Source organism: Catenovulum sp. SX2 (genome assembly GCF_052056295.1).
In the GTDB taxonomy this organism is placed as follows: Bacteria; Pseudomonadota; Gammaproteobacteria; order Enterobacterales; family Alteromonadaceae; genus Catenovulum.
Genome location: NZ_CP182494.1, coordinates 334,070 through 356,277 on the forward strand (window position 1 = coordinate 334,070; position 22,208 = coordinate 356,277).

The 22,208-nt window shown below is 40.3% G+C and carries 22 protein-coding genes; 9 read left to right on the forward strand and 13 right to left on the reverse strand.

Features of this window, described 5'->3' with window-relative positions; translation table 11 throughout:
* Nucleotides 1-38: 38 nt before the first annotated feature.
* From ACMZOO_RS18750 to ACMZOO_RS18765, 4 genes are all read left to right on the forward strand, one after another.
* On the forward strand, nucleotides 39-380 hold the full coding sequence (locus tag ACMZOO_RS18750) for a DUF6547 family protein (protein WP_440906414.1): 342 nt from the start codon (nucleotides 39-41) through the stop codon (nucleotides 378-380).
* 40 nt (nucleotides 381-420) lie between these two features.
* Nucleotides 421-1,212, forward strand: coding sequence for a DUF2071 domain-containing protein (locus ACMZOO_RS18755; RefSeq protein WP_440906415.1), 792 nt, complete (start codon nucleotides 421-423; stop codon nucleotides 1,210-1,212).
* Between the two features lie 7 nt (nucleotides 1,213-1,219).
* Nucleotides 1,220-2,386, forward strand: a complete 1,167-nt coding sequence (locus ACMZOO_RS18760; RefSeq protein ID WP_440906416.1) for a DUF418 domain-containing protein — start codon at nucleotides 1,220-1,222, stop codon at nucleotides 2,384-2,386.
* 61 nt (nucleotides 2,387-2,447) lie between these two features.
* Nucleotides 2,448-2,951: a GNAT family N-acetyltransferase gene (locus ACMZOO_RS18765; protein ID WP_440906417.1), complete on the forward strand. Its 504-nt coding sequence runs from the start codon at nucleotides 2,448-2,450 to the stop codon at nucleotides 2,949-2,951.
* A gap of 12 nt (nucleotides 2,952-2,963) precedes the next feature.
* Here ACMZOO_RS18765 and ACMZOO_RS18770 read toward each other — a convergent pair whose 3' ends face one another.
* From ACMZOO_RS18770 to ACMZOO_RS18790, 5 genes are all read right to left on the reverse strand, one after another.
* Nucleotides 2,964-4,550 carry a cryptochrome/photolyase family protein gene (locus tag ACMZOO_RS18770; RefSeq protein ID WP_440906418.1) on the reverse strand — a complete coding sequence of 529 codons (1,587 nt, stop codon included), beginning with the start codon at nucleotides 4,548-4,550 and terminating at the stop codon, nucleotides 2,964-2,966.
* A complete protein-coding gene (locus ACMZOO_RS18775; RefSeq protein ID WP_440906419.1) occupies nucleotides 4,547-4,696 on the reverse strand; it encodes a DUF2256 domain-containing protein in 150 nt (49 codons plus the stop codon). The genes ACMZOO_RS18770 and ACMZOO_RS18775 overlap by 4 nt, the downstream gene beginning before the upstream one ends.
* Nucleotides 4,697-4,850: 154 nt before the next feature.
* The gene (locus ACMZOO_RS18780; protein ID WP_440906691.1) at nucleotides 4,851-5,168 is read right to left on the reverse strand and encodes a Dabb family protein; all 318 of its coding nucleotides are present in this window, start codon (nucleotides 5,166-5,168) and stop codon (nucleotides 4,851-4,853) included.
* A gap of 166 nt (nucleotides 5,169-5,334) precedes the next feature.
* The gene (locus tag ACMZOO_RS18785) at nucleotides 5,335-6,402 is read right to left on the reverse strand and encodes a substrate-binding domain-containing protein (protein ID WP_440906420.1); all 1,068 of its coding nucleotides are present in this window, start codon (nucleotides 6,400-6,402) and stop codon (nucleotides 5,335-5,337) included.
* A gap of 59 nt (nucleotides 6,403-6,461) precedes the next feature.
* Nucleotides 6,462-7,958 (reverse strand): hypothetical protein, encoded by a 1,497-nt coding sequence (locus ACMZOO_RS18790; RefSeq protein WP_440906421.1) that lies wholly within the window; start codon nucleotides 7,956-7,958, stop codon nucleotides 6,462-6,464.
* A 151-nt stretch (nucleotides 7,959-8,109) separates the two neighbouring features.
* Here ACMZOO_RS18790 and pelA point away from each other — a divergent pair, with 151 nt between their 5' ends.
* Nucleotides 8,110-9,726, forward strand: a complete 1,617-nt coding sequence (gene pelA / locus ACMZOO_RS18795; protein WP_440906422.1) for a pectate lyase — start codon at nucleotides 8,110-8,112, stop codon at nucleotides 9,724-9,726.
* A gap of 161 nt (nucleotides 9,727-9,887) precedes the next feature.
* The gene (locus tag ACMZOO_RS18800; RefSeq protein ID WP_440906423.1) at nucleotides 9,888-10,571 is read left to right on the forward strand and encodes a cation transporter; all 684 of its coding nucleotides are present in this window, start codon (nucleotides 9,888-9,890) and stop codon (nucleotides 10,569-10,571) included.
* Between the two features lie 12 nt (nucleotides 10,572-10,583).
* On the opposite strand, the gene astD is transcribed toward ACMZOO_RS18800, so the two are convergent.
* Nucleotides 10,584-12,068, reverse strand: a complete 1,485-nt coding sequence (gene astD, locus ACMZOO_RS18805; RefSeq protein WP_440906424.1) for a succinylglutamate-semialdehyde dehydrogenase — start codon at nucleotides 12,066-12,068, stop codon at nucleotides 10,584-10,586.
* Nucleotides 12,069-12,102: 34 nt separating this feature from the next.
* The gene (astA, locus tag ACMZOO_RS18810) at nucleotides 12,103-13,143 is read right to left on the reverse strand and encodes an arginine N-succinyltransferase (RefSeq protein WP_440906425.1); all 1,041 of its coding nucleotides are present in this window, start codon (nucleotides 13,141-13,143) and stop codon (nucleotides 12,103-12,105) included.
* A 306-nt stretch (nucleotides 13,144-13,449) separates the two neighbouring features.
* On the opposite strand from astA, the gene rsgA reads away from it, so the two are divergent.
* Nucleotides 13,450-14,493, forward strand: coding sequence for a ribosome small subunit-dependent GTPase A (rsgA, locus tag ACMZOO_RS18815; RefSeq protein WP_440906426.1), 1,044 nt, complete (start codon nucleotides 13,450-13,452; stop codon nucleotides 14,491-14,493).
* 51 nt (nucleotides 14,494-14,544) lie between these two features.
* Here rsgA and ACMZOO_RS18820 read toward each other — a convergent pair whose 3' ends face one another.
* Entirely contained in the window at nucleotides 14,545-14,901 is a 357-nt protein-coding gene (locus tag ACMZOO_RS18820) for a DUF2845 domain-containing protein (protein ID WP_440906427.1), read from the reverse strand.
* A gap of 353 nt (nucleotides 14,902-15,254) precedes the next feature.
* Between ACMZOO_RS18820 and nrdD the strand changes: the two genes are divergently transcribed.
* Nucleotides 15,255-17,078 (forward strand): anaerobic ribonucleoside-triphosphate reductase, encoded by a 1,824-nt coding sequence (gene nrdD / locus ACMZOO_RS18825; RefSeq protein WP_440906692.1) that lies wholly within the window; start codon nucleotides 15,255-15,257, stop codon nucleotides 17,076-17,078.
* Nucleotides 17,079-17,080: 2 nt separating this feature from the next.
* On the opposite strand, the gene ACMZOO_RS18830 is transcribed toward nrdD, so the two are convergent.
* From ACMZOO_RS18830 to pdxH, 4 genes are all read right to left on the reverse strand, one after another.
* Nucleotides 17,081-17,752, reverse strand: coding sequence for a penicillin-insensitive murein endopeptidase (locus ACMZOO_RS18830; RefSeq protein ID WP_440906428.1), 672 nt, complete (start codon nucleotides 17,750-17,752; stop codon nucleotides 17,081-17,083).
* Entirely contained in the window at nucleotides 17,749-18,426 is a 678-nt protein-coding gene (locus tag ACMZOO_RS18835) for an alpha/beta fold hydrolase (protein ID WP_440906429.1), read from the reverse strand. Before ACMZOO_RS18835 ends, ACMZOO_RS18830 begins: the two co-directional genes overlap by 4 nt.
* An 11-nt stretch (nucleotides 18,427-18,437) precedes the next feature.
* Nucleotides 18,438-19,127, reverse strand: a complete 690-nt coding sequence (locus tag ACMZOO_RS18840; protein ID WP_440906693.1) for a VIT1/CCC1 transporter family protein — start codon at nucleotides 19,125-19,127, stop codon at nucleotides 18,438-18,440.
* Between the two features lie 85 nt (nucleotides 19,128-19,212).
* A complete protein-coding gene (gene pdxH / locus ACMZOO_RS18845; protein WP_440906430.1) occupies nucleotides 19,213-19,851 on the reverse strand; it encodes a pyridoxamine 5'-phosphate oxidase in 639 nt (212 codons plus the stop codon).
* 175 nt (nucleotides 19,852-20,026) lie between these two features.
* Here pdxH and nrdG point away from each other — a divergent pair, with 175 nt between their 5' ends.
* The gene (gene nrdG, locus ACMZOO_RS18850) at nucleotides 20,027-20,497 is read left to right on the forward strand and encodes an anaerobic ribonucleoside-triphosphate reductase activating protein (protein WP_440906431.1); all 471 of its coding nucleotides are present in this window, start codon (nucleotides 20,027-20,029) and stop codon (nucleotides 20,495-20,497) included.
* A gap of 204 nt (nucleotides 20,498-20,701) precedes the next feature.
* Here nrdG and ACMZOO_RS18855 read toward each other — a convergent pair whose 3' ends face one another.
* Nucleotides 20,702-21,922: an aspartate aminotransferase family protein gene (locus tag ACMZOO_RS18855; RefSeq protein ID WP_440906432.1), complete on the reverse strand. Its 1,221-nt coding sequence runs from the start codon at nucleotides 21,920-21,922 to the stop codon at nucleotides 20,702-20,704.
* Nucleotides 21,923-22,208 lie beyond the last annotated feature (286 nt).

The window sequence follows — 22,208 nt, forward strand, 5'->3', positions numbered from 1 at the left end:
AAGTAAAGCTGTTCAGTTAATTGATAAAAAGAAAAAATATGAGTTCATTGGAAGAGTACAAAACCTTAATTGATAAATTTGTGAACGCGAGTACGTCACCTCTGGCTGAAAAGCTCAGACAAAATACATTCTCTGAAGAAGAAAAGATAAATCACGCTTTATTAGCTTTAACGCCAGAGCAAAAGACTTTAGTGGCAGATTTACTCGACAACGCTCGCGTTAGTGGTATTCACGCGACCCTAGCAATTCTTAGCGAGATGCAAAACTTGCAGGCGATGAAAATAACCATTAACGAGCAAGAGATACCGATTGAGCCTTTTGGTACTGAACTTCATTTTGATTATATTGCACGAAAAGCAGGCGACGATTGGCCAGCATGAATAATAAATAGATTTAATTTTTCGATATAAAGGAATAACTATGCAAGCAGCTAGGAAAATGAAGGAATATTTAACACCTCGCCCACAACCAAAAGGCATAGATGTACTCTGTGGGTTAAAACATTTTGCCATTATTACTTACGCAGTACCCGCAGAGCGTTTTGCAGGTCTTTTCCCCGCGCGTTTTAAATTAGACACTGTGCAAATTAACGATCAGGCGTGTGGCCTAATATCAGTTGTGCCATTTATTGATGTTGATTTTACCTCGGCGGTATTCCCCTTCCCTAAATTTACTATGGGCCAAACCAACTACCGGATATACATAATCGACAGTAAAACCAATGAACGCTGTGTATGGTTTTTAGGTACAACACTCGATTCGTGGACTTTAGCCGTACCAAGGTATTTATGGAACTTGCCTTGGCACGCAGGCAAAGTGAAATTTGACTGCGAGTTTGACCACAACACAGGCCTTTATCAAAAATACCAAATGCACACCCAAGCAGATTGGGCAGCAGCCAAAGTTGAATTAACCCAAACAGAGCAGGATAAATTTGATTTCAGCGGCTTTCCAGACACAGAATCCGCACTGGTGTATTTAACTCACCCACTCGCTGGGTTTTATTATCGACGAGACGGCAAACTCGGCACTTATAGAGTGTGGCATAAAGAGCTAGCGGTGAAGCCAGCACAAGTAAAATCGGCCAATTTCCAGTTACTGAGCAAACTAAACTTAGTTACTCAAGCCGAACAAAATCAGCCATACAGTGTACTGATTGAACCATTAAATGAGTTCACTATTTATTTGCCGCCTCAGGTGATAGAGGAATAAAACCAAGATGCGTATTCAATCTATCGACCTTATTCGCGGTGTCGCCATTTTAGGCATTTTGTTAATGAACATTTATAGCCTTGGCATGTTGGAATTTGACTATGTGCTTTTATCACCTTCGCCGCTGTCCGATAAAATTGTTATTAGTCTAAATGCACTATTTTTTGATGGGCGTTTTCGTACCCTGCTGTGTTTGGTTTTTGGTGCTGGGCTAGCAATTCAATATCACAAACTCAATAACGAGCAACAGAATTATCAAGCATTGATCAAAGCGCGACTGCATTGGTTATTGTTATTTGGCTTTTTGCATACAGTGTTTATCTACGCTGGTGACATTTTATTTATGTATGCTGTAAGTGCTTTGTTTATTGTTGATAAATTATCACTAGCTGCAGAAGAAATGCGTAAAAAAGCACTTGTTTATATCTGTATTGGTTGGGTAATTGGTTTGTTGATAGCCTGTTTCGCCGCACTATTTCCTGATCAACAGGTGTTTTATCGCGACAGTGCTGAATATCTTGAAGCACACAATCTGTGGTACGGCAGTTATTTATTTCAAATTGAAATGCAGTTTTACGCTTGGTTAATTGGCCTTGCGGTTATACCAACCTTTTTCTTTTTACAAATTTCTGGCGTGATGTTGCTTGGTGGTTACTTGTATAAAACAGACTTTTTTACCCAAGGATTATCCGCCAAAACCATGTTAAAGCTCTGTGTTATTGCAAGTTTAATTATTGGCTTGGATATTTATTTGCGCATGGTGAATGAGCATAGGTATTTTTTGTTATCGCATGAACTGGCAAATATTTCAGGCTTGTTTGTTGGGCTTGTGTACGCAAGCTTTCTAGTCAAGTTTGTGCAAGCCAATAGTGCTAAGGTTAAGCTAGGTCTGAACTGGCTCTCAAATGCTGGCAAACTATCGTTAACTTTGTACTTAACACAATCAATCTGTATGGCTATTTTGTTGCGTTATATTATGCCAGAGTTTCACTTAACCGCGGTTCGAGTCGATTATCTGCTAATTGCTGCAGTGTTCATTGCCATTCAGTTGCTATGTACACAAATGTATTTTAAATGCTTTAACCAAGGGCCATTTGAATGGCTGTGGCGCAAGTTAACTTTAACAACCCATAGGAAAGTACCGAAAAAAGCCGTCGAGGGTGAAACGGCTTAATGTTGTCCCGCGAGATCCCCAAATTTATTTAGCTTTAAAATAGATAACAAGGAAAGTAAGAATGATAGTTGAAGTAAACTCAGATTTGGTTGGGCATGTTGTAAATATACTGAATGATTCTTATCGAACCGGTCCGAGCTGGACAACGGAAAAGCATTTGGTGGCAGGCCAGCGAGCAACAGCAAACACAATTACCAACGAAATTAACAAGCAATATAAGTACTTTCTGCTAAAAGACAAAGATCAGTATATTGGCTGTTTTAACCTCAAAAGACAGCAAAACACTATAGAGATCGGTGGGCTTGGAGTTGCTTGCAACCGGCAAAACTCTGGTTATGGAAAATACCTTTTGAAAAAAGCAGAAGAAATATCCAGCAAGGTGCCTGATGTCAATAGACTAATCCTTAGTGTGCTTGAACCAAGGCTTGAGCTAATTGAGTTTTATAAACGCCAAGGGTACAAAAGCACATCTATCAAATTCCCATTTCCACTCGATAGAGATGTTGGTGTACCGCTGGTTGATAATTTGCAGGTTATCGTGCTAGAAAAATTGTTAGTGAATTAAATAATTGTGCAATTAGAGTTGATTTAAATTCGCCAACAAACTTTCAGCCCTTGCAAGAATTTGCTGTTGTTTGTCTTCGGTGTTTTTTTGCCAGTTGGCATAGACCATTTTATTGCGAGGGTTGGCACTAAAGCTCTGTTGGTGTTTTAACATAAAATGCCAATATAAGGCGTTAAGTGGGCAGGCATTATCACCAACCGATTGTTTAACCTGGTAATGACAACTATTGCAGTAGTCAGTCATTTTATTAATATAGTTGCCACTTGCGGCATAAGCTTTTGACCCCACTATACCACCGCCAGCAAACTGGCTCATGCCACGCGTATTCGGCAGCTCAACCCACTCGATGGCATCAATATAAATACCTAGGTACCAAGCATCTACTTGGTCTGGGTTAATACCGGCAATTAAACAAAAGTTCCCGGTAACCATTAGCCTTTGAATATGATGGGCGTAAGCATATTCTAACGACTGTTCAATTGCATGGCGCATACAGTTCATTTTGGTTTGCCCGTGCCAAAACCACTCGGGCAATTGATTATTCGCTTCAAGATAATTCATGCTCTGATAATGTGGCATATTTGCCCAATAAATTCCTCTAACAAACTCGCGCCAGCCTAATATTTGGCGGATAAAACCTTCAACTTGCGCCAATTGAATATTCGAATTGTTATACGCTGCTAATGCCTTGTTTACGACTAACTGCGGACTGAGCATTTTACTGTTCAATGCAAATGACAAGCGTGAGTGGTACAAACTCCATTGTTTTTTATTGAGTAAATTGTCTGCCCGGCAGGTCATTGCATCTTGAAAATAGCCAAACTTCGGCAAACAGTGTTGGCAAAAATAATCGAGTAATTGCAAAGCTTGTTGGCGGTTAACCGGCCATAATAATTCTTTATCGGTTTGGCCAAAGGTTTTAACCTTATGGCGCTTAAGCCTTGCTAGAATATTTACCACTGAATTAGCAAAAATTAGAGGTTGTGGAATTGCAGCTAAATCTTGCGCTTTGAGTTTATTGCGATTGTCTGCATCAAAATTCCATTTGTCACCCAAAGGCTTTTCTCCGTCCATTAATATACAAAAGCGTTTGCGCATTTTGCGGTAAAAAGCTTCCATCCTATGGTGTTTACCAGCAGAAAAATATTTTCTTAATTCATCATCGGCAAGAAAAAAGTGCTCGGTTTGAAATTGTCGGCTGTCACAAGCGAGTTGTTTAGATAACTGCTCAAGTTGTTGCCTTAGTCTGTATTCATCGGGCAACTGATATTCAAATTGTTGTGCTTGGTAGTGATTAACTAAACTGACAACCAGGCCATTCAAACTTGGGTATTCGCAAGTTTGATCTATCGTTAAATGTAAAACCTTGTGTCCCGCCTTGCTTAAAGCGCTAGCAAAATTTTCCATCGCAGCAAAAAACGCGCAGACCTTTTGAATGTGGTGCATTACATAGTCGGTTTCTTGTTTAAGTTCGGCGATAACATACAGCACAGAAGGGTCTTTTTGTTTATACCAAGAATGGTTGGCGTTTAGTTGATCACCTAATATTAAGCGCACTGTTTTTATACTGTTATCGGCAGGCAGATTTAAGTTGCTCATACCCTTGCCTCACTCCGACAACGTTTGGAACAATACTTCACCTGCTGCCAGTTATTTGCCCACTTTTTTCGCCAAGTAAATTCTAGTAAACAAACTGGGCACAACTTAGTAGGCAAATGGCATTTGTTACCTTTAAAACTATTCATTCAATATCACTCTTGAAAAAAGCCTGTTTGGGCTTGCCTTGTGCAGACAAGCCCGAACAGGCTAAAAGCAGAACCACAGTCCTTGTTGTGTAGTTATAACTACAAACTGTGATACGAATGATTGTTGATGTTGGATTAGTCCAATTTAAATAGGTTAAACCGCAACTGAGTCGTACACCTCGACCTTTTGCCAAAGGTGGCTACAATTTTCAACAAAAGCTTGATGGATTGGATGCGATTGATAGATTTTTTCATCTTCTACATTTTCAAACATCAGTAGTTCAGAAACTTGGTAACTATTCACTACAACTTCGCGTTGTTCAGTGCTTGCCGGTACACCTATATGTATGGCTTTTACTTGTTCAATTTGCCCTAGTGTTTTTAGTCCTTCTACTAACTTGCTGCGGTCTTCAATAGAATCCGGATTTTTCAACCAGAAAAAGACGGTATGAGAAATTTTTGGTAAAGACATTTGCTCTTCCTTGGAACAGGCTGATAGCGTTGTTGCCGCAACAGCAGTGGCCGCGGTTGTTTGAATAAATTGTCTACGTGTAGGCATAGTTTTTGTTCTGTTTTTGGAATTTAGCTATCAAGATATCATTAATGAAAACATTTACAATGATTGTGTCGTAATATTCTTAATTTTGTTTGATTAGATTCTCAACACTTAAAACGGGTGGGTTTGGATTATTGCTACTCAAGATAAATTTCGAATAATCAGCTTGTTGCCATTTATGTTGTTTGATAAAGGGTGAAAACTGCGCGACATTGACCGCATCAATCAATTCAAATTGATAGTCTTTTTTTAGGCTCGTTTGTTGACGATCTTTTTCAATAATATTGATTAGCGCCTGCGCGCCCATTAAAAAATGTCCGCCAATTAATGCGGTTATTTTGCCAGTTTTAATTTGTTCTACAGCTTCAGGTAGCCAATCAAAAGCACCTATATACCATTTTTTACCACTGGTAGATTTACCACTCTGCAAATTAACTTCTAATGCCATCTGCGCGCTTGCACACCAAAAAATATCTGTGTCAGGGTAGCGGCTTAATACTCTGCTAAATCTTTGGCTTAGCACAGCCTGCGAAAACTGCATTGGGAACACTTGGTTAAGTAAAACTTTGTTAGTTTGGCGTAGATACATTCTTAAACCATCTTCACGCCCGCTTGATACTCTGTCGTAAACGCCGCCTAGTCCTGTAAGCTGAGCTACTTTTTCTGCATTGTCTTTGGTAAATTCTTGATGCAATTTTTCGGTTAATTTAGCGCCCGCTTTTTTTTGGTCGTATTCAATTTCATCTAACCAAAATTTAAACGTTTGTTGTGGACGTTTTAATAATTCAGCCTCTTTACCTTCAAAGACGCGTTCTAGTGTTATAAAAGGAATTTTTGCCCGCTCTAAAGTTTCAAAAACCAGTTGGCTTGAGCCTTGAAACGGTCGAAATACTACATAGTCGGGTTTACGTTCACGTGCGGCGACCTCTGTCATTTTTTCTGCCAGCGTGAATCTATTATTGGAAACGTGATAAATTTCAACTTCAATTTGCTGTTGTTTGCCGACGGCTTTAACAACATCAGCCACCCAATACCAAAATTGGTGTTCTTCGTAATCCGGTAATACGTAAACAACGTTCAGCGCACTTAGATTACAGCTAATTAACAAGCAGAATAGGCCAATAAAGTAGCTTAAAAAAGGTTTTTTCATTTACTCGCTCGGCTCAAATGAATATTAAATTTATAGTTCAAATAGGCCAAAAGTAAAGTTTATTGGCTGACTTCGCCTTCTTTGCTAATGGTCACTCGACCTTGTGTCCAATCGGCCAACATATCTTGCCAAGCACTTGAATCCCAGTTGTAGCTATCAGCCAATCTAATTGCAGTTCGCATGTGTTTCAGTGCCAAAGGTAAGTTTCTTGATGGTTTGTTTTTAAAATAAAGTGCGTTTAAAAACTCATAGTCAGGATCTTTATTCGCAAGTTTTTTAAGCTTATTTAAACGTGTTTTTGCTAATTTAAAGTTATGTAAGTTTTTGTCTTTTGACGTTAAATTTATTTCCGTTAACTTCAACTGGGCAGGTATTAAAGATTCACTTTGCTGATACCACAAGTAGGCTTTGTGTGTGTCATGCGCTACCCAAGGGCTAAATTGATTTATTTGTGCGACATGAAAAGCGGCTTTTTCATGGCCGTATTGTGCGGCGGTAAATAACCAGTTTATCCCCTGTTCGACATTAATTTGTTGCCGGTATAAAGCCAACCCCAGTTCATATTGCGCAGCAACCATATGTTGCTTTGCAAGCTCTGTTAGTATGTCTATTTCTTCGGTTGGATGTTTTTTTGCCCAAGAAAAATTGGCCAGCATCATGGCGAGTTCAAATTGTCCATCGGCACTTTTATCTTTACGCAACTTAGCTGCTTGGCGCTTAATTTTGGTATATAAACGCGGAAATTTATCCATCATTTTAAAACTGTCGTATCTAGCTACACCTAAAGATGCGCGTTGGACAAAATTAACCGGCGATTCGGCATAAGTTGCTGGTTCTAACTGTGTTGTTTTAAGCGCTGCCATTGCTCTGTCTATTCGACCAAGTTGATTAAAGGGCATTAAATCACGTAGGCTTCCGTCTGCAGCTAAGTAATAATCAACCAAAGCTAAATACGGCGCATTCATCAATTTGTCGCTTTTGGCTGCGGCGTTAAGTCGTTGTTGATTCATTTTGTTCCAGTTAAAACCCACCCCATCGCTGTCTTCCATATCAAACTCGATGTCTGCTAGTACTTCATCGAACTCATCAGCAAAGGCATTTTCATCGTCAGCGGTTAAACTCTGTGAAACAACTATTTGTGTCGTTAAACGTTCGGGCGTGATAGTCGGATAGTATTTTTGTTTAATGCTCTTTTGGCCAAATATTTTTTGGTAGTGAGCCGCTTGTTGTTGAATGATTTTTTGTTGCTTAGGATCGAACATAGCCAAAATATCTTGGTACATTTTGTCTGCATCTTGAAAATTCTGCTCTGCAGCTAAATAAAACCATACCGCAGCTTGTCCTTCGTTTGCTGCTTGCCCTAAGCCATTATAAGCCATCACAGCTAATTGATAATAAGCATGCGCGTTGCCAAGTTGAGCGCTTCGGCTGTATTCTTCATAAGCGTTTGTGTAGTTTTTTTCTGCAAAATAGACTGAGCCTTTTAATACGCTTGCTTGGCTACCGGTGGCAGTAAAAATTAAACTAACTAGCAGAAATTGAATGAATTTTGCCATTCCTTGGTGATCCTAGATATTGATATTCTTGCATAATATGCCTAAGCGGCCATCTCACACAAGCATAAAAAACATTTTACAAATTTAACATGTCATTTATATTGGTAGCCACAAACGAATCAAAACAATTCCAATTGATCGGAGAAATATAGTGCACAAAACTCTCTTGAGCGGTTTAATCGCTGCGATATGCTTAGCTGGCTGTAAATCTGTCAGTGTAGACATTGATGCTCCAAGCAGTACCAGTGACAATATTCATGCTGAATTAACCATAGAAGAAATGACCACTGGCTTGTGCCAATACGATGGCCAAGTGGACGATAAACATTTAGGTTTTAATGGCATTGGTTTTATCGATACAGTTAACCAAGTGGGTGCACAAATTAGTTGGCAGGTTGAGCTTAAACAAGCTGACGATTATATTTTTATGGCTAGGTTTGCCACCGGTAGCAGTCGTTCGGGTAAATTAACAGTAACAAATTTAGCCACCGGTGCAGAGCAAAGCGCAACATATCAGTTTATTAGCACAACTGATTGGGATAACTGGCAGCAAGAAAGCCAGCAGCTGACCTTGGACAAAGGTTTATATTCAATCGTATTAACTGCTGAAACAGATGCAGGTTTACCTAACATTGACTCACTCACCATAAAAGGTGGTGATATCGTTGCAAATGCGTGTGATGTTCACTCTGGACCGTTATTAAACCAACAAGGTAACCCTGTTTATGGCGAGCTAGATAATTATCAGGATTGGTTAGCAGACCAAGGTAGTGAGCAAGAAAAAATTTCTGATGATAAACAAATTGCCGATAATATTTTAACTTGGCAAATGCCCCATGGCGGTTTTTACAAATACGGTGTAAGTAAATATCAAACGCCGTGGAATGGTTCTGATGCGCGCTCGGGCTGGGTTGGCAATGGCATTGAGCTGGGCACAATTGACAATGATGCAACCGTTTCTGAAATTTTGTTTTTAGCCGACGTTTATCAAAGAACTGGCGACATAAAATATCGTGATGGTGCGCGTGCAGCAGTCGACTTTTTATTAACCATGCAAACATCAACTGGTGGTTGGCCACAAGTTTATCCTGCACGTGGCGGCAGCTCTTATTCTGATCACGTGACCTTTAACGATGATGCTATGGCGCGTGTATTAATTTTATTAGATAAAGCCCAGCGCCAAGAAGCACCATTAAATAACGACCTACTCACTTCTAGCCAAATTGAGCAAATTGATTTATCCATTAAACAGGGTGTAAATTTCATTTTAAAAGCGCAAATCATCCAAGATGGTAAATTAACTGTGTGGTGTGCACAGCACGGTGTTGACGATTATTTACCTAAACCGGCGCGTTCGTATGAACTTGCGTCAAAAAGCGGTAAAGAATCTGTGTTGGTCGCAGCGTTTTTAATGACACGTCCACAAAGTGATGCGGTAGAAATGGCTGTAAAGTCTGCACTTGCTTGGTATAAAGATCCGCAAGTACAAGTTGCTGATACTACTTATATAAGTCGACCAAAGAGCAGCAGCGACGACAACTATAATCCAATTCAAACCCAAGCTGGCAGCACTATGTGGTATCGCTTTTATGATGTTGACGCCAATACCGGCTTTTTCAGTGGCCGCTCTGCAAGCGATAACCCGCCAGGCGCAGGCAAGGTGTACGACATTATGCAAGTTGAACCTGAGCGTCGTTACGGTTATCAATGGGGTGGCAACTACGGTACTAAGTTAATTAATTATGCCAATAGTGTTGGTTACTACTAACTGTTAACTAGTCATAAGTAATTGAACATCCAACTTATTGCGTGGCTAAACTTGTATTAGCCACGTATTTTCACCAAGCTATTCCCCTACTTTTTCCACCTTTTACATCTTTGTTTGCAAGCGTATACTCATTTTAACAATTGATTTTTGAGGAGTTCACTATGTCGGGCTGCTGTGCAACCGAAGCAAAAAACAACAAAGAACGACAACTACTTTGGATTGTATTAATACTCAATGCAGTGATGTTTTTTGTGGAGTTTATTGCTGGTTGGATCGCTAATTCAACCTCGTTAATGGCCGATTCACTCGACATGCTAGCAGACGCAGTCGTTTATAGTTTGAGCTTATACGCAGTTGGTAAAACCATAGTGCAAAAAGCGCGCTCCGCTTTAGTTAATGGCTATCTACAACTTAGTTTGGGCGTGTTTGTATTGGTACACATTGGCTGGAAAATTTACACCCAAGCAACACCTGACGAATTTATTATGACTTGGGTTGCTGTATTAGCCTTAGTGGTAAACGTCTGTTGTTTTTTAATTTTGTATCAGTTTAGACAAGGCGACGTCAACCTGCGTGCCAGTTGGATTTGTTCGCGCAATGATATGCTCGCCAACTGCGGTGTAATAGTTGCGGCGCTATTGGTACCAGTTGTTAATGCAGCTTGGCCTGATTGGCTAATTGCCGCTGTAATTGCTTTAATTGTGATTCGCTCGGCATTACAAATAATTAAAGAAGCCAATAGCCAGCTACGCGGTGAACCGGTGAAAACTACATCTTGCTGTGCACCATCAACTAGCTGTGGTGAAACTCAAGCGACAACTAGTTGTTGTGATAGTAAAGACTAATATCTGTTACTACTAATAACCCTGTGGCAAATTCGCAGGCAAAATAAGTTGTTTTGCCTGCATACTCGCTACCGGATAAGCACAATAATCCGCCGCATAAAATGCACTGGGTCTAGCGTTGCCACTTAAACCAACACCACCAAAAGGCGCACTGCCACTCGCCCCGGTTGTTGGTAAATTCCAATTCACTATACCTGCTCGGCTTAATTGTAAAAATTGCTTAAATTTAGCTTTGTCGTTACTCAATAAACCAGCGGATAATCCATAGCGCGTGTTGTTTGCTAGCTCTATTGCATGATCAAAATCTTGGTAATATTGCACCTTTAACAGTGGGCCAAAGTCTTCTTCATCAGGCATATTTTCAGGCGAAACTTGGCTAACATCCAACAAGCCTGGCGATAATAAACCTGTATCGCGCTCTAAATGCTGCATGCTCAACAAAGCATTCGCTCCCGCGCTGATTAATTTTTGCTGCGACATTAACAGTTGGTTAGCCGCCGCCAGCGACACCACAGAACCATAAAAACCTGCAGGCTCAGCATCATAATGAGTCACTTTTAGCTGTTTGAGTTTAATAATTAATGCTTCAATGAGTTGCTGGCTAAAATAAAAACTTTCTGCTGTATTTGCAGGTAATATTAAGCGCCGTGCACAGGTACATCTTTGCCCAGCTGTGATATATGCAGATTGTATGATGTGATAAACCGCAGCATTAATATCTACATCAGAATCTACCACTAACGGATTATTGCCGCCCATTTCTAAAGCTAAAACCTTGTACGGATAGTCTAAACAAGCACGCTGAATGGCAATACCTGTTTGTGAACTGCCAGTAAAAAATACCCCAACAACGTCCGGGTGCTGCACTAAACTTTGACTGGTAGTTTTATCTCCTTGTACTAAATTAACCACACCTGCGGGCAAACCTGCTTTAATCCACAATCGCAGCATTAAATCAGCGGTTTTTGGCGCTTGTTCGCTTGGTTTAAATACCACTGTGTTGCCCGCCAAAAGTGCTGGCACTATATGCCCATTAGGTAAATGCGCTGGAAAATTAAACGGCCCTAATACGGCACAAACACCGCGAGCTTTGTGGGTTAAACTAGCTTGATTTGCTCCAAGCTGCTGACGTTTTCCACCTGTACGTTGATGATAAGCTTTGCGGGAAATTTCAATTTTGCCAATAACAGCGGCAACTTCTGTTTCCGCTTCCCAAATAGGTTTACCAGTTTCAGATGAAATTGTATGCGCTAAGATAGTTTTATACTCAGCGACTAATTTGGCGAATTGGCGACAAATATTTAGGCGCTGTTTAAACGGCGTTTGCATCCAAGGCACAAGTTGCTGCTTGGCAGCCATAACTGCTTGATTTACTTGCTCAGCACTGGCGGCACTGCCATACCAAACTTGTTGACCTTTAGTTGGGTCTATTTTCTCAAACGCTCTACCATCACCGACAATCCATTGATGGTTAATACAATGCACTTTGTTTTGCATACCACCTCCGCGATCCACCTCTATCTTGATATTTTTACATTAGTAAAATTCTCACCGACTCATCTTGCTCTACATTCAAAGCTTTGGCTTGTTTAGCGGTTAACATTAACCGATTGGCAATTTCATCCACCCAACAATCAAGTTTTGCCGCGCGAAATTCACTGACTTTAGTATTGCAGACCAAAGCCGATTTAAGCGGCACAGATTCATCATCATTGCGGGTACAAATTGCCACCGATAATTTTTGACTGGCTTTTACACTGCGTATTTGTTTAAGCTCAGCCTCAACAGTAGGCCCAGCATCAAAAATATCGACATAACCTGTGTAGCGAAAACCTTCGCGTTTCAACATAGCAAGCGCTGGCTCTGTATTAGGGTGAACTTGGCCAATTACTTTGCGCGCTTGTTTGTCTAACAAGCATATATAAATTGGGAAGCGCGGCATTAATTCGGCAATAAAACTTTTTTTGCCTATGCCAGTGAGATAGTCGGCAGTGGGAAAGTCGAGCTGGAAAAAGTGTTTTTCTAACCAATGCCAAAACGGCGAATGGCCTTTATCGTCAGTTACCCCACGCATTTCGGCAAATATTCTGTCATTAAACCTATGCCTATTTTCAGCAATAAATAAAAATCTAAACTTGGATAAAATAATGCCAAGACCAGAGCCGCGAGCTTGCTCGGTTAAATACAAACTGCCAACCTCAGTTGCGCCTGTGTAGTCGTTACACAAGGTTAAAACTTCTTGTGGGTTATAAATGCCCAAAGTCGGCGAACTATGCACAACTTTACTGATGCGGTAATGGTAAAAAGAATCGTCTAACCCGACAGCTGATGTGATACCGCTGGTGCCGAGTATCTGTTTGGTCGATAAATCTTCCAATACAAACAAATAACTTTGATTTTGTTGACCAAAATGGTGATCAGCAGGCAATGCCATAGCAGTTATACTATTTTCAATGCGTTGCGTTAACACGGCTTTATTATTGGGCAGTGAGGTAAAACCATGCCCAGATGTTTGTGCTACTATCACCAATGAGTCTAAGTCTTCCATGCGAATTGGCCGAATTACCTGCATATCGCCTCCAGCAAAACCAGCTACTCTTTATATAATAGTTCAGATTATTAAAGTCATAATGTTTATCACTAAGCAATAAAGGTATAAACTGGCATTGTTTACGACATTTAGCAGATATTGAGTAAGGAGAAATTGATGATTGTAATTCACACCCACCCGGTAAAAGCTCAGAACTAAAAAATTACCTCGTTAGTTCTACCCTTTCCAAGCTCTTTACCCGGTGAAATTATCTACCGGGAGTCATGATATTCATTACTCCTGCTTTCTTGCATAACAGCAATGTGCTGTTTTGGTTAGAGAAAAATAATGAATACAAATATTTCTTTGCAACAACTAGGTTGGCAATCGTTTTATCAACAACAACTTTCTTTAGACGAATTTGAACAGTTACAGTGTGGGCGAATTGTTGCTCATCATAGAAGTGAATATCTTGTTCAGCTTGAACAGCAACAAATTAAATTACCGATTACAGCGAGCTTACCAATAATGACAGTCGGCGATTGGTTGCTACTAACGGCTGAGTATAGTTTCAGCCGATTATTAGAACGCAAATCGCTTATCAGCCGTAAAGCTGCGGGAACTAAGGTTAATGAACAATTTATTGCTGCCAATATTGATAGCTTGTTTATTGTTAGTTCACTGAATCAAGATTTTAATTTGAGCCGAATAGAACGTTACTTGGCACTCGCGCATCAAGCACAAATCACCCCAGTTATCATCTTAACTAAAGTGGATTTATGTGACGATGCAGCGCCATTAATTGCTCAAGTTCAAGCTCTAGAGCCTTATTTAGCCGTAGAGGCAGTTAATGGTTTAGATTCTTCTAGTTGTTCAGCACTGCAAACATACTGCCGCTTAGGCAATACAGTTTCTGTTGTTGGCTCATCAGGGGTTGGTAAGTCTAGCTTGATTAACACCTTATTGGGTGAATCAACTCAGGCAACTGCAGGTATTCGTGAAGACGATGCAAAAGGTCGACACACAACAACAGCTCGTTCAATTCATTTTATGCCATCGGGAGCTATATTGCTCGACACTCCAGGTATGCGTGAATTGCAGTTACCAGCGTGTGAAACCGGAGTAAAACAAACTTTTGCTGATATTGAAGAATTTGCCCAGCAGTGTCGATTTAGCAATTGCCAGCATGAGAATGAACCTGGCTGCGCTGTTGTTAAAGCAATAAACCAAGGTGATTTAGATACACGGCGATTGGAAAACTATCGCAAGTTATTACGCGAACAAGCGCACAATGCAGATAGTTTGCAGCAAAAACGCGCTAAAGATAAAGCCTTGAGTAAAATGTATCGACAGGTGCAAACTGGCGCCCGCCAGCAGAAAAAAGGTTTTTAAATTTTATAGCGGGGCTGTTGAAGCCCCGTTTTTTTAACAGCTTAGGACACCTTAGTTGGTTAATTTGATTTCTTCTAGTTGTCCAGATTCAAACGAAAAAATTAACTTCTTATGGGCTGGATATAGCTTAGCGTTATAAACCAGTAACTCCTTTTTATTCTGGCTGTCTCCCGAAATGACCTCGGTATGCAAAGGCTCGCCGCATTTAGCTATTACGTCCCATTTAGAATCACCAATGCGAACAAAATCTTGCCCGCACCCGTGTGCTCTGATTGTTTTCGCTTGAGTGTGAAGTGCTGCAAACAAAATAATTGTTAGCAATGCAAGTTTTCTAAAAGCCATATTATCTCCCTGAATATAGTTTAACCTAGCTTCAAAGTTAGCATGATTTGTTACTTGAGTAATCATAACTGTTTAGTCGAAATGATCTAGTTGTTAACTAGAGCTAAATCAATATAAATTGCGAGTATCAGAGCCATCACAGACAGTTCAATTCAAGGCGTATCATTGCAGGAATGTAGGCACCTTTCAAAATGATACAACACAGAAGTGGGCTGTCTGTGAGGCTCCTGAAAGGCTGGGCTAAAAGCTATTTATATTGATTTAGCTCAAACATGCCAATAAATCCCTAATTTTTATGTGAGAATTCATTAATAAAGTTTTGTTTGATTAGGGTCAACTGGCCGCTTATTTCAAATTGCAGCAACACTATATATGGATACATTAAAGGCTAATTTCACAACATATAGATAACGAGAAAAATAATGCGCCATATACCTACCCAGCTAGTGCAAGAAAAAGTCAGTTTTATTGAAAACTATTTAGCTGCAGATAATGCAGCCGATGGCTCAAAATACGATGCGAACGCAAATGTGTCAGTTAAAAATATTGCTACGCTCGAAAATGAGCTGCATAAAGACATTAATATTGCTGTTAACCGTGAGCTGTTGTGCCACAGTATTAAACAGCATTTTGACCAAACCACAGCAGAGCAATACCTACGAGATTTAAATGAACACTTAATTTACGCGCACGATGAAAGTTCACTTAAACCTTATTGTGTCAGTTTAAATTTGTACCCTTTGCTGCTAAATGGTTTAACTGAATTAGGAGGCGAATCAAAGGCACCACAACATTTAGCCTCCTTTTGTGGCACTTTTATCAACCTAGTATTTGCGGTAAGTGCACAATTTGCAGGGGCAGTCGCAACCGTTGAGTTTTTAACTTATTTTGATTATTTTGCACGTCGTGATTATGGCGACAACTACCTAACCAGCCATCCGCATGTCATTCAAGAACACTTGCAACATGTCGTCTACAGTTTAAATCAACCGGCCGCTGCGCGTGGTTATCAGTCAGTGTTTTGGAACATTAGTTTGTTTTCTGAAAATTTTGGCCAAGCCATGTTTGAAAATTTTGTATTTCCGCATGATGAAAACAAAAGTTATCAAACACAAGATCACTCTCCAAACTGGCCAAGCATTCAAGTACTACAAGCATTTTTTATGGACTGGTTTAATAGCGAGCGCAGCAAAGCCATATTGACCTACCCAGTAGTAACCGCCGCGCTGTTAACTAATAATGGCGAAATTGCCGATACAGAATTTGCCGCGTTTTGCGCAGAACAAAACGCCAAAGGAAACAGCTTTTTTGTCTATATGTCGGATAACCCAGATTCACTTGCTTCTTGTTGCCGATTACGTAATGAAATTAATGACAATACCTTTTCATACTCACTTGGCGCCGGTGGCGTCGCAACTGGCTCAATTAATGTAGTCACCATTAATATCAATCAACTTATTCAAAGAAAGTTAGATTTACACAGCGTGGTTGAACGTGTACATAAATACCAAGTAGCCTATCGAAAACTTATTGAACAATATTTAACTCATGGCCTATTGCCTGTTTACGATGCAGGCTTTATCCAACTAGATAAACAGTTTTTAACCATAGGCATTAACGGCATGGTGGAAGCGGCTGAGTCGTTAGGTTTAACCGCCAGCAATAATGCTGACTATATTGAGTTTGTGCAAAAGCAGCTAAAAATTATTTACCAATCCAATCGCCAAGCATCAACGCATTGGGGTTATAAATTTAATACCGAGTTTGTACCGGCAGAGAACTTAGGGGTTAAAAATTCAAAATGGGATAAAAAAGCAGGTCTGTCAGTTAATCGAGATTGTTACAACTCGTATTTTTATGCAGTTGAAGATAACAGCATAAATATTGCCGATAAGTTTATTTTACACGGCAAAAAGCTTAACCAATTTTTAGATGGAGGCAGTGCCCTACACCTTAATCTTGAAGAGTATCCAGACCAAGCACAATACTACCGAATTTACCAAATGGCCGCCCACGCAGGCTGTAATTATTGGACCACCAATATCAAAATTACCATTTGTAATACCTGCAACCACATAGACAAACGCACCCATCATAATTGCCCTAAATGCCATTCCAACAATGTAGACTGGGCAACACGTGTTATTGGTTATTTAAAACGCGTATCGAGTTTTAGTAGCCCAAGACAACAAGAGCATGCGCTTAGACATTACCATAAACAAGCAAGGGCAAAAGCAAGCTGAACTCAAGATTCACATTTAACCGCAAAGTCGACATGATAATGTTCGTCATGCCGAACCCATGAAGGCTTTGTCGAAAATTGAATATGAGTTTTCAGGTAACCGCCGTACTTAGTTTTGAATAAATTAGGTTGTAACTTGGGGTCGAAGATAACGCGCCAAATATCTACAGCGCGTTTTTTCGATTCTTTGTGTAGTTCCACAATATGCGCAGCTAACGCGACATAATCAATTTCATAATTCGCATAAAAACCGTCTGGGCTGAATTCAATGTTGTACCCAAATTTATTGAATGGATGTGTAGGTAAATGCACAGACTCTTTGTTGTTATTCAAAACTGGTGTCATAAAGTCGACAGACAAACCATTCTGATGTGTTTTGTGCGGCCTAAATTTCCCGCCATCAGCAAAGCCAGTTTCTGCATACTTGTATACTTTCTCTCGCTCTAATTTTTCTAAATTTTTATAAGCATTAACCACTATATCGTAAACCGTGGAATGCACATGTGTTCGGCCAGCTAAACGAGCTATATCACTGTAAACAATAAAATTGTTGCCACTTCGTGGTAGCTGCACTCCAGCTTTTAAACTGCCATTAGCTGTGGTTCCAAAACATACGCTCTGCTTAGCGTGAACCGGCAACACTAACCATAACAACATTGCAATTGTGTATCTCATTTGAATCTCTCTAAAACAGTCAACAAAGCCTCTGCACATCCTACCGGGTTAGATTGAACAATAAAGTGACCACCCGCTAAGTTTATGATTTCAATATTACTACAGTGCGCTGTTAGTTTGGCCACTGCTCGCTTTGAAACCAAAAAGTCACGGCTGGGTTGAATATAAGTGCACGGAATATCTATGTTGTCTTCTGGCACAGGTAAATTTGCCATATTTCGAATTCGTTCTTTTAAAACAGTTTCATTGGTCGTTTGTAACGATCGAGCCAGTAATTTAAATACATTCGCACTAGCTCTATTGGCAAAACACATGTGATTCAGTACTTTCTGCGGGGCCAATCTTAAAATTTGGTTTAAAGGCATGGCTGCTGCAATACTAGCTAATGGGTGTGGCCGCGTGATAAAGCTGGCAGCAAAAATGATATGAACAATATTATTGGGGTTTATGTTTTTGACTAGTTTTGCCAAATAACCTGAGTAAGACTCAGCAAACAAAATTAGCTTTTCATTACCTAGTGCATCCGCAATAAGTTGCGCTTGGGCAGCGTAGTTTTGGTTACCACTTTGTTCAAGCGCTATAACTTGATACGAACACTTACCTTCAATCAAATTTAGCAAGGGCTCATACATCAAGCCTGAGCCATCCATACCAGGCAAAAAAATAACTCGCATAACGTCCCTGGTTAAACCACCACTTCAAATAATTGCCCAACGGCTGCTGTACAGGCCATGGCAATTGCGCCCCAAAAAGCGACACGAAACGCGCCTATTTTAATAGGTGCACCACCAACATAAGCAGCGAGCATACCAAGCACTGCTAAAAATAATACTGAGCTTGCAGAAACGCTGGTTATTAACCAAGACAAAGGCACCAACCATGCCATTAACAGTGGTAAAAAAGCCCCAACCGAAAAAGTAATAGCCGAATAAGCTGCTGCGGCAAATGGCTGGGCACTGGATACTTCTGATATACCAATATCATCACGCGCATGAGCACCAAGTGCGTCGTGTTCCATTAATTGCCGAGCAACTTTTTTTGCTAGTTCAAACTCAACGCCGCGATCTTGATAAATTTTTGCAAGCTCTAACACTTCAAGCTCGTAATTTTCTTCTAATGATTGTTTTTCAATTGCTAAGTCAGCACGTTCAATATCTGATTGAGAACTTACAGAAACGTATTCACCCGCCGCCATTGACAAAGCACCAGCAACTAAGCCAGCAACACCTGCGAGCATAATATTTTCAATACTAGAGCCTGCAGCAGCAACACCAATGATCAAACTTGCGGTTGAAACAATACCGTCATTTGCGCCCATAACCGCCGCGCGCAACCAGCCCGACCTATGCGACCTATGTTCTTCTTCGTGTGGAATGTAATTCGTCATGCATCATCCATTTTTTCTCAAAAATCAAAACTAGCTCTATATATCAGTTATAGCAGATAAAGATTACCCTCGACTACAAAATGCGCTCACGCTGCCAGCTATCTAAATCTTTTTTAAAGTAAATAATGCGGTCGTGCAATCTACCTTTGCCTCCTTGCCAAAACTCAAAATGCTGCGGTTTAACTAGGTAACCGCCCCAACTATCTGGCATGGGTATTTGTTTATTTTTAAATTTTTGTTTAAGCACTTCAAATTGATGCAGCAAAGCTTGTTTAGTGGTAAACCTGCCTGCATCAGCCGTTGCCAACCAAGTGCTGATTTGGCTGTCACGTGGTCGCCCCATATGATAATTTTTTGCAACCTCTGCGGGTAAAGGCTCTGCTATACCCTGAATTTTTACTTGTCTGTCTAACACCAACCAATTAAACAACAAACACACCTTGTTGTTTAATTTAACCTCTTGCGCTTTTTGGCTGGCAAGGCTGGTAAAAAACACTAAACCTTCCGGCTCGATATTTTTTAATAACACGTTGCGCGCATTTGGCTGGCCATTCACATCGACTGTCGATAACACCATGGCTGTGGCATCTTGCGAACCTTGCTCAACGGAAAATTTGAGCCAGTTTTTAAATTGAGCGAGCGGCTCTGTTAGCATATCCGCTTCATTTAGCTCACCGCTGGAATATTCTCGGCGGTAATCAAATATTTTCATAATACAACTCCACTAATGGCCTTAGTTGTTATCCCGAGTTCAGGTTATTTACAGTCAGTGCTTGAGATAAGACATTGTAAAGCTCGCGATCATGGTTTTTATTGATTTAACACAACACTTTTAAAGTCCCAGCCGCTTAATCTTAGCATCACCAATTATTTATAAGTGCATTGTTATGTTTAACTACGTTACCCCACCAGAGATGGTTTTTCAGGAAGTGCCAAAGGAAATAGCTTTGTGTTTTACTATAACAGGCTGCCCACTGAATTGCCCTGGTTGCCATAGTGCCGACACGCACGACCCAACTGCAGGCACGCCATTAACACTAGAAGTATTTAAACAATGGCTGATTGACTACAAACAGTTTATTAGCTGTGTATTGTTTTTTGGTGGCGAATGGGAACAAAAATACCTAATAAAACTGCTGAAACTTGCGCACGAATTACAGTTAAAAACTTGCTTGTACACAGGTAAAAATAACTTACCTAAAACTGTGTTAGAACATTTGGACTATGTGAAATATGGCCCATGGATTGCGAATTTAGGTGGTTTGGAAAGTGAACAGACTAATCAAAAGCTTTGGAATTTACATACAGGTGAGTTGCTGAATCCTTTGATTAGGGCAACGCGACAGTTGGATGATTGAGGTGTGGGGGGGAAATCCGCAATCAACCGAGCATAATTTTCGCAAAAACGCTTTAAATACAATCCCTGTACGCTCGCAAACGTCATCCCAGACGTTTGAAGTTTTGCTCTAAATTATCGCTCGCTTGCTTGCCGATTATCGAGCTGTGGGAGCAACACAAGTTATGTCTAAAGACTTGCGCTGAAACTTAACCCGAAACCCAAATTAATCGCCAGCGATCACTCGCGCAACTGCTTTATCAAAACGTTTAAAACCTTCTTCAATATCTTGTTCTTCAACAATTAAAGATGGCGCAAAACGCACGACATTAGGGCCAGCAACTAAACACATAAAACCTTGTTCGATAGACGCTGCAATAAACTCTTTTGCACGACCTTCGTGCTCTTTATTCATTACTGCACCTAACAACAAACCTTGGCCACGAATGGTTGAGAAAACCTTGTATTTTTCATTAATTTGCTCAAGCTTTTCACGGAACATAGCTTCACGTTTAGCAATACCAGCTAAAACTTCAGGCGAATTAATAATATCAAACGCAGATTCTGCTACCGCACAAGCTAAGGGGTTTCCACCATAAGTTGTGCCATGTGTACCAAATTTTAAATGCTCAGCAATATGGTTTTTAGTTAAAATTGCGCCAATTGGGAAACCACCACCTAATGATTTAGCGGTTGATAAAATATCTGGTTCAACCCCATACGACTGATACATATATAAATAACCAGTACGACCAAAACCAGTTTGCACTTCATCTAAAATCATTAAAGCATTGTGTTTGTCACATAAGGCGCGTACACCTTGCATAAACTCAGGTGTAGCAGGCATCACGCCACCTTCACCTTGCATTGGCTCTAAAATAACCGCACAAGTTTTGTCAGAAATTAACGCTTCAAGCGATGCTAAGTCATTATAATCTGCATGGTCAATTGCCCCCGGTTTAGGGCCGAAACCATTTGAATAAATCTCTTGACCACCCGCAGTAACGGTAAAGAAAGTACGGCCGTGGAACGATTGTTTAAACGAGATAATTTGGTCTTTTTGCTCACCATAAACTTCAAGTGCATAACGACGCGCTAGTTTTAACGCAGCTTCGTTTGCCTCCGCACCTGAGTTACAGAAAAAGACTTTATCGGCAAAAGTGGCATCGACTAACTTAGTGGCTAAACGCAATGCTGGTTCATTCGTCCAAACATTACTAACATGCCATAATCTTTGACCTTGCTCTTGCAAAGCTTGCACTAACGCAGGATGACAATGACCCAAACAGTTCACCGCTATACCACCTGCAAAATCAATATATTCGCGACCATCTTGGTCCCACACATGCGAACCATCGCCACGTACAGGTACCATATTTTGTGGGGCATAGTTTGGTAACATCACTTCGTCAAAAGTAGCTCGATTGACCTGAAGCTGATCTGTCATTGAAATTCTCCATTGAATAATTTTCTTATAAGTATAGTGGCAATAATATTAGCCACAACCGTAAATTCATTGAATTAGAATTAAATTTTGTTTGTTATCAACTTAAGGTTTAGCGTAACAAGCTACAGCTATAAAACGGCTGTTGATCTTCACTTAACTTTATGTCGAAGCGTTGCAAATAATATACGAGATAAAAACGGCGAGAGGAAGATAATGATTCATATAAAATGAATTTTAATTCACCATTATTCCTGTTTTGATTGCTGACAAGTTGTATATTACCCAC

Bases quoted from the DNA above. Each gene is read 5' to 3' on its own strand.
- ACMZOO_RS18750 (WP_440906414.1), top strand. From the start codon at position 39: ATGAGTTCATTGGAAGAGTACAAAACCTTAATTGATAAATTTGTGAAC.
- ACMZOO_RS18755 (WP_440906415.1), top strand. From the start codon at position 421: ATGCAAGCAGCTAGGAAAATGAAGGAATATTTAACACCTCGCCCACAA.
- ACMZOO_RS18760 (WP_440906416.1), top strand. From the start codon at position 1,220: ATGCGTATTCAATCTATCGACCTTATTCGCGGTGTCGCCATTTTAGGC.
- ACMZOO_RS18765 (WP_440906417.1), top strand. From the start codon at position 2,448: ATGATAGTTGAAGTAAACTCAGATTTGGTTGGGCATGTTGTAAATATA.
- ACMZOO_RS18770 (WP_440906418.1), bottom strand. From the start codon at position 4,550: ATGAGCAACTTAAATCTGCCTGCCGATAACAGTATAAAAACAGTGCGC.
- ACMZOO_RS18775 (WP_440906419.1), bottom strand. From the start codon at position 4,696: ATGAATAGTTTTAAAGGTAACAAATGCCATTTGCCTACTAAGTTGTGC.
- ACMZOO_RS18780 (WP_440906691.1), bottom strand. From the start codon at position 5,168: ATGTCTTTACCAAAAATTTCTCATACCGTCTTTTTCTGGTTGAAAAAT.
- ACMZOO_RS18785 (WP_440906420.1), bottom strand. From the start codon at position 6,402: ATGAAAAAACCTTTTTTAAGCTACTTTATTGGCCTATTCTGCTTGTTA.
- ACMZOO_RS18790 (WP_440906421.1), bottom strand. From the start codon at position 7,958: ATGGCAAAATTCATTCAATTTCTGCTAGTTAGTTTAATTTTTACTGCC.
- ACMZOO_RS18800 (WP_440906423.1), top strand. From the start codon at position 9,888: ATGTCGGGCTGCTGTGCAACCGAAGCAAAAAACAACAAAGAACGACAA.
- astD (WP_440906424.1), bottom strand. From the start codon at position 12,068: ATGCAAAACAAAGTGCATTGTATTAACCATCAATGGATTGTCGGTGAT.
- astA (WP_440906425.1), bottom strand. From the start codon at position 13,143: ATGCAGGTAATTCGGCCAATTCGCATGGAAGACTTAGACTCATTGGTG.
- rsgA (WP_440906426.1), top strand. From the start codon at position 13,450: ATGAATACAAATATTTCTTTGCAACAACTAGGTTGGCAATCGTTTTAT.
- ACMZOO_RS18820 (WP_440906427.1), bottom strand. From the start codon at position 14,901: ATGATTACTCAAGTAACAAATCATGCTAACTTTGAAGCTAGGTTAAAC.
- ACMZOO_RS18830 (WP_440906428.1), bottom strand. From the start codon at position 17,752: ATGAGATACACAATTGCAATGTTGTTATGGTTAGTGTTGCCGGTTCAC.
- ACMZOO_RS18835 (WP_440906429.1), bottom strand. From the start codon at position 18,426: ATGCGAGTTATTTTTTTGCCTGGTATGGATGGCTCAGGCTTGATGTAT.
- pdxH (WP_440906430.1), bottom strand. From the start codon at position 19,851: ATGAAAATATTTGATTACCGCCGAGAATATTCCAGCGGTGAGCTAAAT.
- nrdG (WP_440906431.1), top strand. From the start codon at position 20,027: ATGTTTAACTACGTTACCCCACCAGAGATGGTTTTTCAGGAAGTGCCA.
- ACMZOO_RS18855 (WP_440906432.1), bottom strand. From the start codon at position 21,922: ATGACAGATCAGCTTCAGGTCAATCGAGCTACTTTTGACGAAGTGATG.